This window comes from Marinobacter maroccanus (assembly GCF_002933275.1).
GTDB classification, from domain to species: Bacteria; Pseudomonadota; Gammaproteobacteria; order Pseudomonadales; family Oleiphilaceae; genus Marinobacter; species Marinobacter maroccanus.
This window is the reverse complement of the sequence record NZ_PSSX01000003.1, coordinates 290509-303173: the sequence shown is the minus strand read 5'-3', so window position 1 is coordinate 303173 and position 12665 is coordinate 290509. Positions and strand designations below refer to the sequence as shown.

The following is a 12665-nucleotide window of genomic DNA, read 5'->3' as shown; positions in this document are numbered from 1 at the left end:
TGGTGCATTGCCAACCTTGCCGTTCGGAATCTGCCCGCATCTGGTGCAATTGTTCTAAAACCGATAGCGAAGTTCATTTATCTGACGGGTTTAAGCAAAGTTAACTGCTTGTTTTTTGGCTCTCTGGTACGGAATTCGCTTTATCTGCATGTTCAGACACTCTTCTATCATCAGGCCAGGATGGCCAGACCATTGGCAGTATAAAGGTTCCTGACCATGAGCAGCGTAGTCCGACTTCCCCGACGCATCTATCGCGGAGCCGAAATAACCCGGGCTCCAGACATGATCAACGACTATGATTTCAGTTCTGTTTACCAGCCGATCCTGAGCCCGACCCATCGGAAACTGGTGGGCTACGAGGCCCTGGTCAGGGTATGGAAGAACAACGCCAGCATCTCTCCCTTCGAGCTTTTCCAGCAGGCGGAAGCGAAGAATCTGACAGCCGAACTGGACAGACACCTGTTGCAGATACATCTGGATAATTTTGCCGCGAGCTCACAGCTTGTCTGGCTGTTCCTGAATATTAATCCCGGCACCTGCATTCATCCAGAAGCTTCCCTGGAAAAGCTCGCCCTGCAGTGCCAGAGCAGTGGAATCGACCCGGAAAAAGTGGTTCTGGAACTGGTGGAGACGGCATCCGACAATCCCACCGCCCTTCTGGAATTCATTCTCAAAGCCAAGGCCCATGGTTTCCAGATTGCCATTGACGATTTCGGTATGGGCGATTCCAATTTCGAGCGTTTGTGGCGCATCAATCCGCTCATCGTCAAGCTCGACCGGAGCCTGTTGGTGAATGCGGAGAACAACAGTCGCGCCCGGATGCTCCTGGAGAGCCTTGTGAAGATGATTCGCGAGAGCGGCAGCCTTGTGCTTCTGGAAGGCATCGAAAACAGCACCCAGGCCCATATCGCACTGCAAACGGAGGCGGACCTGCTGCAGGGTTTCCTTTTTGCGCGGCCAACGAGCCTGCATGATCATGAGCCGGAACTTACCGAACTGGCCCTGAAGGGAATTATTGCCGATTCCAGTGAGTCTTCGGCCCAGGATATCCGGGATCAAGAGAGCTATTTTCGACTGCTTCGCTTCGAAATTCTGGAAGCCTGCCACTCCCTGAGCCGGGAGTTACCGTTCAATGTAGCCTGCAAAAAGCTGTTGGAAGTGGACGGTGTGAAACGCTGTTTCCTGCTGAACCCCCAGGGCATACAGGAGGGCAATCTTGCCCGCGCCAATCCGGACATCCATCGCGGTAAATTCAATCCCCTGTACCACTCGGCCGGCGCCCGATGGACGCACCGGGAATACTTCCGCAATGCCCTGGAACGGCCCCAGCACATTAGCAGTTGTCGGCCTTACGTCGGTCTGCCGGACGCCAAACGCACAGTAACCCTGTCCACGATGCTGCCGGGGCAAAAGGTGTTTTGCATTGATATCCACCCGGATGAAATATTCGGTGGCCAGCTCGAGTTCCCGGCCACCCTGTGATCGTGTCACTGATCAGAAGTCATCCACGCGTTTCTGAGGCGCTGCCGCCAGCCCTGCACCACCGGCCTGGCCCGAAGCCTGGCGTTCAAGTTCCTTCTCCACTGCATTGGACGATTTGGCAAACCGCGCCAACAGGTTATACAGCACCGGAATGATGAAAAGGGTCAGCGTGGTGGCGAAGATCAACCCGCCCAGAATCACCATGCCAATGGCCGCACGGCTTTCCGCTCCTGCGCCGGTGGCAATGACCAGGGGAACCGCACCAAAGATGGTGGATATGGTGGTCATCAGTACCGGCCGGAAGCGCAGGCAGGCGCCTTCGAGTATGGCCTCACGCACCTCATAGCCTTTGTCCCTGAGCTGATTGGCGAACTCCACGATCAGTATCCCGTTCTTGGCCATCAAGCCCAGCAACATTATGATGCCAATCTGGCTGTATATGTTGAGACTGATTCCGGTCCACCAGAGCGCCAGCAGAGCGCCGGTCACTGCCAGCGGCACCGACAGCATGATGATCAGAGGATGGATCCAGCTTTCAAACTGGGCCGCGAGCACCAGGAACACGATGACGAAGGCCAACGCAAACGTAACGTAGATGGCGGCCGAGGATTCCTGGAATTCCCGGCTCAGACCCTTGTAACTGACCCGGGCTTCCGGCGGCAGGTTATCCACAGCAAGATTGTTCAGGTAAGTCAGGGCCGAGCCAAGGTCATAACCATCAGCAAGGGAGGCACTGATGACCACGGCGGGAAGTCGGTCGATACGCCGGAGGTCGGGGTTGGCGCCAATTTCCTGCACCGAGACCAGTGCCTGCAACGGGATCAGATTGCCACCTTCCCGGGGCCGCAGGAAAATCTGGCCCAGGTCCTCCGGGGTTGCCCGGTTGGCGTCTTCGGCCTGGATAATCACATCGTATTCCCGGCCCCGATCAATGTAGGTCGTCACCTGCCGTGATGCCAGCATGGTCTGCAGGGTCAGCCCCACGTCCTCGATGGTGATATCCAGGTCCGCCGCCCGCTCCCGGTCGATATTGACTCGCAGCTCCGGTCGGGTCAGCTCGAAGTCGGTATCCAGATTCTGAAGATTCGGGTTTTCCTTGGCCCGCTCCATGATTTCCTGGCTCCAGGCCTGCACCGACTCATAGTCCGGTCCCGCCACCACAAACTCCACCGCCTGGCTGAACCCGCGCTGACCCAGACCCGGCGGATTCACGGCCACGGTCCGGATGCCGGATACGTCGGCCAGTTTCTTGCGAATTTCGCTGGTCACTTCCTGCTGTTTGATGTCGCGCTCTTCCCAGGGCACCAGGCCCATGATCATGAACGCGTTGTCCTCTTCATTGCGGAACCCGACGATGGCGAGCAACCGGTTGGCAATGCCCTCATCCAGATAGGGAAGCAATGTTTCTTCGACCTGGCGGACGTAGTGATCGGTGTATTCCACCGTGGAGCCACGGGGTGCACTGGTGGGCATGATGATTACGGCGCGGTCTTCAGTCGGCGCCAGTTCCTGGGGCAGTTTGGGATACACCACGGCGGCAATGACCAGCCCCACCAGACCCAGGCCGAGTAACAGTCCCGGCTGCCTCAGGGAAAACTGCAACAGCCTGCGGTAACCATTGGTCAGGCCATTCAGGACCTTCTCGCTGGCCGCCCACAGACGATGGCCCTCTGCCGATTCCGGGCTGTGCCTGAGCCACTTGGAGCACAGCATCGGTGCCAGCGTCAGGGCAACAAGGCTGGAAAAAACCACCGCCGCGGCCAGGGTAAACCCGAATTCCGCGAACAGACGGCCGATATTGCCGCCCATGAACGAGATGGGCACAAACACGGCTACCAGGGTCAGGGTGGTGGCAATCACCGCAAAGGCAACCTGTTTTGCGCCCCGGTAGGCGGCAAGCAATGGCGGTTCACCTTCATCAATCCGGCGCTGGATGTTTTCCAGCATCACGATGGCGTCGTCCACAACCAGGCCGATGGCCAGAATGACCGCCAGCAGAGTCAGCACGTTAATGGAGAAACCGAGAAAACCCAGGCCGATAAACGCACCAATCACTGCAACCGGAATGGTCACCGCAGGAATCAGGGTGGCGCGCCAGGACCGCAGGAACAGGAAAATCACCAGGATAACCAGGGACACTGCGATGGCGAGCGTCGTTACCACTTCCTTGATCGAGGCCCGGATAAAAATGGATTCGTCGTAGCTTTCCGCGATGGTGACTTCCGGCGGCAGAGTCTCGCGAATCTTTTCCAACTCGGCGCGAACCGCATCGGAAACGGCGACGGTGTTGGCCTTGGACTGACGGATAACACCCATGCCGATGGCGGTCTGGCCGTTCGCGCGCAGGCGGCTGACATCCGACTCCACCCCCATCTGGACATTGGCCACTTCCCCGAGACGCAACAGGTCATTGCCGTCCCGGCGAATCACCAGTTCCCGAAACTGTTCCACATTCGACAGCCGACCCTCGGCACGAACCGTGAAGTTGCGGGTAGACGAATCCACCGATCCGGCCGGCAACTCCACGTTGTTGGCGCGCAGGGCCCGTTCCACTTCTGCCACGGTGATATCCCGGGCGGCAAGCCGCTCGCGATCCAGCCAGACCCGGATGGCATAACGCCGTTCGCCACCGATACGCACGTCGGCAACACCGTCGAGCACCGACAGCCGGTCCGCCAGAACCCGGTCGGCGAAGTCACTGAGCTCGGCACTGTCCCAGACATCACTGCGCAGGGTGACCCACATCATGGGGCGAGCATCGGAATCCGCTTTCCTCACCACCGGCGGATCGGCTTCGTCCGGCAGCTGGTTGGCGACCCGGGACACCGCATCACGGACATCATTGGCGGCAATATCCACGTCCCGGGCCGTGGTAAATTCGATGCTGGTTCGGGATTCGCCCTGCTCGGTAGACGATTCGATGGACCGAATGCCCTCGATGCCACTGATGGCACCCTCAATCACCTGGGTAATCTGGGTATCCACCACCTCGGCTGCCGCGCCGGTGTAATCGGTGGAAATGGAGACAACCGGTGGGTCAATATCCGGGTATTCGCGCACCGGCAGGCCCATCAGGGCTGCCAGCCCGAACACCACGATCAGAAGACTGAGAACCGTTGCGAACACCGGCCGCTTGATGGAGACATCAGAAAGGACCACCGGTTACGACTCCCTGGCCGTGATAAAACGGTTCTCGGGAATGGCCTTGTCGTCTTCCAGTACCCGAACCCGATCCCCGCTGCTGAGCCGGTCCTGACCGGTCACAATCACCGGATCTTCCTGGCTCAACCCCTTCGACACTTCCACAAAACCCGGCATGCGCGACCCCAGGTTGACTGAAACCCGCCGGGCGACGCCGTCTTCGGCCACAAACACATATTGTTCGTCACCACGGATCATCACCGCCTGTTCCGGGATCACCAAAGCTTCCCGTTGCCGGAGCGTCAGGGTGGCAGACATGAACTGTCCCGGGCGGAGCAGACCGTCCGGATTGTCGATCAACGCCCGCACCGGCAACGACCGGCTCAGCTCGCTCACCCGGGAGCCCAGCTCCACCAGCTGACCAGAAAACGTCTGGTCCGGGTAGGCCGGCGATGCGCCGCGGACCTGTTGTCCACGACTCACCTGCCCCAGAAAACGCTCTGGTATGGAAAAACCCAGCTCCATACGGTCGGTGGTATCCAGGGTGGTCACCGAGGTTCCTGCGGTGATGTAGGCTCCGACACTGATATCGCTCAGACCGACCACACCGGCAAACGGCGCTTCAATCCGGTGGTTTTCCAGACGGACCCGCGCCGACTGCCGCTGGGCCTCGGCCACGTCAACAGCCGTTCTCAGCTCATCCACCTGGGACTGGGAGATGCTGTTGTTGGAGCGCAACCGCTGGGCCCTTTCATACTGTCGACGCGCATCCGCCAGTTGAGCCTCGATGACCTGCAGGTCCGCCCGGGCCTGGCGATCGTCCAGTCGCAACAGAACCTCGCCCTGCTCTACCCGGCGTCCGGTTTCCAGATTCAGTTGCACCACCCGGCCACTGACTTCCGTAGTCAGTTCCACCGCGTTGAGGGCTTTCAGACTGCCAACGGCGTTGACGACATCCCGCACCGTCTCCATCTGCGGAAGCCTGGTGTTGACCGCGCTGGCGGGACGCTCACGACCGCCCTGGGCGGCATCGCCGTCGTCCAGGTTCTGATACATAAAAGCGCCGCCAATAGCCACAGCCACCAGCACCAACGCAATCAACCACTGTTTCCACATAGGATTTCCAGATTCTTCCAGTTCTCGGTTAGTCGTCTGTTACTTTTTCTGGATCACCAGAACCACTTCGCCCACATCGATTCCCCACTTGCTCATGGTGGTCTGGTTGATCAGCGTGTCAGGCGTGATCAAGTACATCCAGTCATCCATCCGTACATCCAGGGTACCGTCACCATAGGCCACGCGAAGGACGTAATTCATATGAATGGCGTTACCGCGCCAGCGCATGGTTCCGGGTTCAACCACATCACCGGCGTCGGCATGATAGCCCTCCTCGGACGGAGTCAAGGTCCAGACCCGGGTCTGCACCTCACCGTCATTGAAGCGGAACACCTCGTCCAGGGTACCCACACCAGAATCATCCCATGATGCGGAGATGTCGGCATCAAAGGTACGAATCACCTCACCGGAGAAATTCTTGACCACCCCCCGTGCGGAAAGTTCGCCAGTGAAGAACTCTTCCGGAACCAGCTCCGGTGTGCGGTCGGCGTAATCCTCAAGCGAAGGGCTGGCACAGCCGCTGAGCAGCAGTGCCGAAGACACTATCCAGAGTATAGGCGTCGACAGGCGTTTCGATATCGCAGTTAACAGGCTTTGCATGACTTTTACACTCTCCGAACGGGTTTGTTTACGGCCTCCGGCGTAAAGGAATACGTCGCAACCGACTTTAGCGATCAGCACCAGGAGTTGCCGGCGACTGTTACGTCATCTCGGCCAATTGTCCAATCTGACAGTCTGCCCGGCGCTTTTCGTCAATGGCAGTGCCCGGGTATTGGCGTAAAACAACAGGTATTGGGCGGCGATTGCCCACCGACGATTCCGAGAAAGACACAGAGGATTCCGCTATGCCGGTTTACAAGGCGCCCCTGCGCGACATGAAGTTTCTGCTAAACGAGGTGTTCGACTACCCGGGCCATTACGCCACCCTGGCCAGCGGTGAAAACGCCACACCGGATATCGTGGATGCGATTCTCAGCGAATGCGCAAAGTTCTGTGAGGAAGTTCTGAGCCCTCTCTACCTTTCCGGCGATGAGGAAGGCTGCACCCTCGATAACGGTATAGTGACCACACCCGCCGGTTACCGGGAAGCCTACCAGCAATACGCCATGGGTGGCTGGCAGGGGCTCTCCGCACCCGAGGAATACGGCGGCCAGGGCCTGCCTGCGTCCATGGGACTGCTGAAGCAGGAGATGATGGGCACAGCCAACTGGCCTTTCTCTATGTACCCGGGTCTGTCCCTGGGCGCCATGAACACCATTTTCCTGCACGGTTCCGAGGATCAGAAACAGACCTACCTTGCACCACTGACCGAAGGCCGCTGGGCCGGCACCATGTGCCTCACTGAACCCCAGTGCGGCACCGATCTGGGCCAGGTGAAGACCAGAGCCGAACCCCAGGCCGACGGCAGTTACCGACTGACCGGCACCAAGATCTTCATCTCCTCCGGCGACCACGACCTGACCGAGAACATCGTCCACATTGTACTGGCCCGTCTGCCCGATGCCCCCAAAGGCACCCGGGGTATCAGCCTGTTTATCGTGCCCAAGTTCCTGCCCGACAGCCAGGGCGGCGTGGGCGAGCGCAACGCGGTGGTCTGCGGCAGTCTGGAAAAGAAAATGGGCATCAAGGCCTCGGCCACCTGTGTGCTGAATTTCGACGGGGCCACCGGTTATCTGATCGGCCCCGAGAACGAAGGCCTCAACTGCATGTTCACCTTCATGAACACCGCCCGGATCGGCACCGCAATCCAGGGTGTCGGGCCGGCGGAGCTGTCCTATCAGTGGGCGTTGGCCTATGCGAAGGATCGACGTTCCATGCGGGCACTTTCCGGCAAGAAAGAACCGGATCAGGTGGCCGACAGCCTGATTCACCATGCCGATGTGCGCCGGATGCTGCTGACCCAGAAGGCCATCGCCGAGGGCGGTCGCGCCATGCTGTATTACGCAGCCCGGCTGGCTGATCACATGGTGGAGGGATTCACCGAAGGCGACGATAAGAAGGCCGACAAATACGACGACAAGCTCGGCTTCCTGACACCGATTCTGAAGGGCTTTCTCACCGAACTCGGCTGCGAAGCGGCCAACCTGGGGGTACAGGTTTTTGGCGGCCACGGTTACATCCGGGAACATGGTATGGAGCAGATTGTCCGGGATACCCGCATCGCCACCCTGTACGAGGGCACCACCGGTATCCAGGCGCTGGATCTGCTGGGTCGAAAGGTTCTGCTAATGACCAAGGGTGGCGCGGTCCGCGAATTCACCCTGAAGATTGCCAATTTTGCCCGCAAGCATCTCACCGACAAACGGCTGCGGCCCTGGGCGCTTGAGCTGCTCAAGTTGACCGGGCAGTGGAACCTGTTGACGGTACGGATCATGCTCGCGGCCCGCAAGGACCGGGATGTGGTGAGCTCTGCGGCCTATGATTTCCTGATGTACAGCGGCTACGTCACCATGGCCTTTATCTGGCTGCGCCAGGCCGTCGTAGCTGTTGATAAACTCGATAACGGTGGCGAGGATTCGGCTGCTTTCTACCAGGCCAAGCTCGGAACCACCGAGTTCTATTTTGAGCGCCTGTTGCCCCGGGCCCAGAGCCACGCTGCCAGCATGCTCAGCCCCAGCAAGAACCTGATGCAACTGGATGCCGATGATCTGGCCTTCACCGGATAAGCTATCCGGTCCCTCCTGGTCCCGGGCCTTGCCCGGGATTTTTTTGCCCTTGAAATACGCCCGCCTGACCCCACTTCACAGGTGCATTTCCACACTGGAGTTATTAACTAACTGAATTAAATAGAAAAGCTTTGATCTCGAGCATAAAAGAAGGAGGTTCGAATATGGAAACTCGTGCTGACGACTTTTATCCCACCCGCCTGGAACGTCCCACTGAAAGCTTTGAGCGCCAGGACCCTGTGGTGCACAACAAAGGTTCGGATCGAACCAACGGACCACTGAGTGAAACCGAACTGACGCACTATGAACGCGACGGCTTTCTTGTCTTCAATAATTTTCTGGATCAGGCCACCGTTCGCCAGTTCCGGGAGGATCTGCGGGGTTACGAAGATGATGAAAGTATCCTGCGGTCCGAAGGAACCATTACCGAGCCGGGCAAGCAGGAAATCCGTTCGATTTTCGGCATTCACGAACTGTCTGATCGATTCGACCGGCTGACCCGGGATCCGAAGATTCTGGCAATGGTACGCCAGCTTCTGGGCAGTGAAGCGTATATCCACCAGTCCCGAATCAACTTCAAACCCGGCTTCCACGGCAAGGGGTTTGACTGGCACTCCGATTTTGAAACCTGGCACGCCGAAGACGGGATGCCCCGGATGCGGGCAGTCAGCTTTTCCATCGCCCTCACCGACAACACGCCCTTCAACGGCCCGTTGATGCTGATTCCCGGCTCCCACAAGACCTTCCTGCCCTGCGTTGGCCGCACGCCGGAAGACAACTACCAGTCATCCCTGAAAAAACAGGAACTGGGCGTTCCCAACGATCGGGACCTTGCCGCCATGGCGGACGAATACGGGATCAAGGCCCCCACCGGACCCGCCGGCTCGCTGATCATCTTCGAGTGCAATACCCTGCATGCCTCGAACGCCAATATGTCACCCTGGCCGCGGAGCAATCTGTTCTTCGTCTACAACAGTGTGGAAAACCAGCTTCAGGCCCCATTCTGCGGCAACAAACCACGGCCGGACTTCCTGGGCAATCGCAGTAACACCGAGGCCCTGGTGCCAGTTCCAGAAGACGAAGGCCGGAAAACCGGTTAGCCTTATTTACCGATACAGAAGCTGCTGAAAATCTTGCCCAGAAGCTCATCCGGGGTAAGGTGCCCGGTGATCTCACCCAGGCTATCCTGGGCCGCCCTCAGATCTTCAGCGAGTAACTCACCGGCACCGAACCCTTCCAGCTGGCGCTGGCCCTGAACCAACAGGGCTTGGGCCCGCTCCAGGGCATCCAGGTGCCGGCGTCGGGCCAGGAAACCGCCTTCGGTAGTGCTGGCAAAGCCCATGCACTGTTTCAGGTGGTCCCGGAGAATCTCCAGACCTTCGGCAGACTTTGCCGCCAGACGGATAACCGGCGCACTCTGATGGTCTTCGGCGCTGATCCCTACCGTTTCACCGGACAAATCCACCTTGTTGCGAATAACCGTCACCGGGGCGTTGGCCGGTAACTGATCAATGAAATCCGGCCAGATTTCATGGGGACTGGTTTTATCGGTGGTGGTGGCATCCACCATCAGGAGGATGCGATCAGCCTGACGGATTTCATCCCAGGCCCGGGCAATTCCGATCTGTTCCACTTCATCCGGACTGTCCCGGAGACCGGCCGTGTCGATGATGTGCAGCGGCATACCATCGATGTGGATATGTTCCCTGAGGACGTCCCGGGTTGTGCCTTCAATAGCCGTAACAATGGCCGCCTCGCGACCGGCCAGGGCATTCAGCAGGCTGGATTTGCCAGCATTGGGTCTGCCGCCAATGACCACTTTCATACCGTCCCGAAGAATGGTCCCCTGCTGGGCTTCCGCCAGGATTTTCTCGAGTCGGTCCAGCAGATTCTGAAGATCACTGGCCACCTTGCCATCGGCCAGGAAATCAATCTCTTCCTCGGGAAAATCGATCGCCGCCTCAACATAGATCCGCAGGTGAGTCACCGCCTCCACCAGATCCTCGATCTGTCGGGAGAATACCCCCTGCATGGAACGAACGGCACAACGGGCAGCCTGCTCCGAGCTGCTCTCGATCAGATCGGCAATGGCCTCGGCCTGGGCCAGATCCAGTTTGTCGTTCAGAAAGGCCCGTTCAGAGAACTCACCGGGGCGGGCCAGTCTTGCCCCCTGGCTGCACACCTCCCGAAGCAGAAGATCGAGAATCACGGTGCCGCCGTGGCCCTGCAGCTCGAACACATCCTCACCGGTGAAGGAGTGGGGGTTGGGGAAAAACAGCCCGATGCCCTCATCAATCAACTCGCCCCGATTATCGTGGAACGGGCCGTAATGGGCATAACGGGGTTTGGGCTCGAACCCCAGCATCTGTTGGGCAATGGCCCGGGCCCTGGGGCCAGACACGCGAACGATGCCGACCCCGGCCTGTCCGGGTGCGGTGGCTATGGCTGCGATGGTTTCAGAACTCTGGCTCATGCTTTTTCCACAGGCTGAAAACAACAAAGGCTCCACACAGGAGCCTTTGCCGGGTCGGTTCGGGCACCGGTCAGTGCTTCTTGCCGGCCATTTCTGCTTCGATCTTGCGGGTAATGTACCACTGCTGGGCAATGGACAGAATGTTGTTCACCAGCCAGTACAGAACCAGACCTGCCGGGAACCACAGGAAGAATACGGTGAAGATCAACGGCATCATCTTCATGATCTTGGCTTGCATGGGGTCCGGCGGAGTCGGGTTCAGACTCATCTGCAGGAACATGCTGGCGCCCATCAGGATCGGCAGGATGAAATACGGGTCCATGACCGACAGATCCTGAATCCACAGCATGAACGGCGCATGGCGTAGCTGCACACTTTCAAACAGTACCCAGTACAGTGAGATGAAAACGGGCATCTGCACCAGGATGGGAAGACAACCACCGAGCGGATTGATTTTCTCCCGCTTGTACAGCGCCATCATTTCCTGGGACATGCGCTGTCGATCGTCACCGTACAGTTCTTTTAGCCGGGTCAGCTGAGGGGCGACCGCCCGCATCTTGGCCATGGATTTGTAACTGGTGGCGGACAGATGGAAGAACACTGCCTTGACCAGAACGGTCAACAGGATAATGGATACACCCCAGTTGCCAACAATGCTGTGGAACCAGTCCAGAATGATGAACAGCGGCAGGGAAATAAAGAACAGCCAACCGAAATCAACGGTGCGATCCATATTCGGAGCCATGGCTTCCAGGCGATCAATGATCTTTGGTCCGACATAGGCCCGGGCACCGATTTCGGCGGTCTCACCCGGGGCCACAGTGGTGGCAGGATAGACAAAGCCCATGACGTAATTCTGGCCACGCTGTGTGGTCTGGTACCGGGCCGGGATGTCGTGCTCGGGAACCCAGGCGGACAGGAAGTAATGCTGGAGGAAAGCCAGCCAGCCGTTGGTAACGGACTGGTTGATCTGGGTTTCCTGCAGGTCGCCAAAACCAAACTTCTCGTAGGGATCTTCCGGGGAGCTGATAACCAGACCTAGGAACGCCTGGATCCCCATGCTGGTCTGGGAGGTCGGATCCGGAGACTGGTCACGGACGATTTTACCGGTGAAATTGGCCTGCCAGTTATCACTGGACTGATTCTCAACCAGATACTTGACGCCGATCTCATAACTGTTGCGTTCGAACTGGTAACGCTTGGTGATCTGTACGCCGCTATCGGTAGTGTAAGTCAGATCTACCTGAAGCTGGTTGTCACCTTCAGCCAGCTCATAGCTCGCGGCATCTGCACTGTAGACGGGAGCAGAACCGTTCTTGCGGCTATCCGGACCGTCGCGACCAATCAGACCACTTTCGAGTACGTACAGGCGGTTCTGGGTGTTGTTCAGGAGAGTCAGCGGCTCCTTGCTGTTCAGGGTGTCGTCGTAGTCAAGCAGCTGTGCTCTTACCAGGTTACCGCTGACCCGATCAATCTGCAGGTCGTAGACGTCGGTGCGGACAGTGATGAACTGATCGCTCACCGTGGTGTTGTTTTCTGTTGAACTGACGACAGCCTGACCCGTTTCCGGCGTCGTGAACTCGCCATCACCGTCCACCTGAGCTGCATTATCTTCCGGAAGCACCATATCGTCTGAATTGCCCATGCTGCCGGAGGACTGCGAAGGCTGAGATTCAGCGACTTGAGCCGTCTCCGGCTGCTGATGGTAATCCTCATTCCAGGCAAGCACCATCAGATAACTGACAATAGCCAGGCCGGCAAATAATACGATGCGTTGAATATCCATA

Annotated in this window: 8 protein-coding genes; 3 read left to right on the top strand and 5 right to left on the bottom strand. The window is 58.3% G+C overall.

The window, feature by feature from the left end; all coding sequences use genetic code 11:
* Positions 1–216 precede the first annotated feature (216 nt).
* On the top strand, positions 217–1482 hold the full coding sequence (locus tag KEHDKFFH_RS05935) for an EAL domain-containing protein (protein WP_104321059.1): 1266 nt from the start codon (positions 217–219) through the stop codon (positions 1480–1482).
* 12 nt (positions 1483–1494) lie between these two features.
* Here the strand turns inward: KEHDKFFH_RS05935 and KEHDKFFH_RS05930 are convergent, their stop codons facing one another.
* The 3 genes from KEHDKFFH_RS05930 to KEHDKFFH_RS05920 are packed head-to-tail and all read right to left on the bottom strand — an operon-like array spanning position 1495 to position 6339.
* On the bottom strand, positions 1495–4641 hold the full coding sequence (locus KEHDKFFH_RS05930; RefSeq protein WP_104321058.1) for an efflux RND transporter permease subunit: 3147 nt from the start codon (positions 4639–4641) through the stop codon (positions 1495–1497).
* A 3-nt stretch (positions 4642–4644) separates the two neighbouring features.
* Positions 4645–5739 carry an efflux RND transporter periplasmic adaptor subunit gene (locus KEHDKFFH_RS05925; RefSeq protein WP_104321057.1) on the bottom strand — a complete coding sequence of 365 codons (1095 nt, stop codon included), beginning with the start codon at positions 5737–5739 and terminating at the stop codon, positions 4645–4647.
* A gap of 39 nt (positions 5740–5778) precedes the next feature.
* Entirely contained in the window at positions 5779–6339 is a 561-nt protein-coding gene (locus KEHDKFFH_RS05920; protein WP_104321056.1) for a DUF3833 domain-containing protein, read from the bottom strand.
* 245 nt (positions 6340–6584) lie between these two features.
* On the opposite strand from KEHDKFFH_RS05920, the gene KEHDKFFH_RS05915 reads away from it, so the two are divergent.
* Complete coding sequence (locus KEHDKFFH_RS05915) at positions 6585–8405, top strand: acyl-CoA dehydrogenase C-terminal domain-containing protein (protein ID WP_104321055.1); 1821 nt, start codon at positions 6585–6587, stop codon at positions 8403–8405.
* A gap of 164 nt (positions 8406–8569) precedes the next feature.
* On the top strand, positions 8570–9505 hold the full coding sequence (gene thpD, locus KEHDKFFH_RS05910) for an ectoine hydroxylase (RefSeq protein WP_104321054.1): 936 nt from the start codon (positions 8570–8572) through the stop codon (positions 9503–9505).
* Between the two features lie 2 nt (positions 9506–9507).
* On the opposite strand, the gene mnmE is transcribed toward thpD, so the two are convergent.
* Together mnmE and yidC are read right to left on the bottom strand one after the other, a co-directional pair.
* Positions 9508–10878: a tRNA uridine-5-carboxymethylaminomethyl(34) synthesis GTPase MnmE gene (gene mnmE, locus KEHDKFFH_RS05905; RefSeq protein WP_104321053.1), complete on the bottom strand. Its 1371-nt coding sequence runs from the start codon at positions 10876–10878 to the stop codon at positions 9508–9510.
* A gap of 70 nt (positions 10879–10948) precedes the next feature.
* Entirely contained in the window at positions 10949–12664 is a 1716-nt protein-coding gene (gene yidC / locus KEHDKFFH_RS05900; protein ID WP_104321052.1) for a membrane protein insertase YidC, read from the bottom strand.
* Position 12665 lies beyond the last annotated feature (1 nt).

Coding starts and splice junctions, on each gene's coding strand:
- KEHDKFFH_RS05915 (WP_104321055.1), top strand. CDS start 6,585: ATGCCGGTTTACAAGGCGCCCCTGCGCGACATGAAGTTTCTGCTAAAC.
- KEHDKFFH_RS05920 (WP_104321056.1), bottom strand. CDS start 6,339: ATGCAAAGCCTGTTAACTGCGATATCGAAACGCCTGTCGACGCCTATA.
- mnmE (WP_104321053.1), bottom strand. CDS start 10,878: ATGAGCCAGAGTTCTGAAACCATCGCAGCCATAGCCACCGCACCCGGA.
- thpD (WP_104321054.1), top strand. CDS start 8,570: ATGGAAACTCGTGCTGACGACTTTTATCCCACCCGCCTGGAACGTCCC.
- KEHDKFFH_RS05925 (WP_104321057.1), bottom strand. CDS start 5,739: ATGTGGAAACAGTGGTTGATTGCGTTGGTGCTGGTGGCTGTGGCTATT.
- yidC (WP_104321052.1), bottom strand. CDS start 12,664: ATGGATATTCAACGCATCGTATTATTTGCCGGCCTGGCTATTGTCAGT.
- KEHDKFFH_RS05935 (WP_104321059.1), top strand. CDS start 217: ATGAGCAGCGTAGTCCGACTTCCCCGACGCATCTATCGCGGAGCCGAA.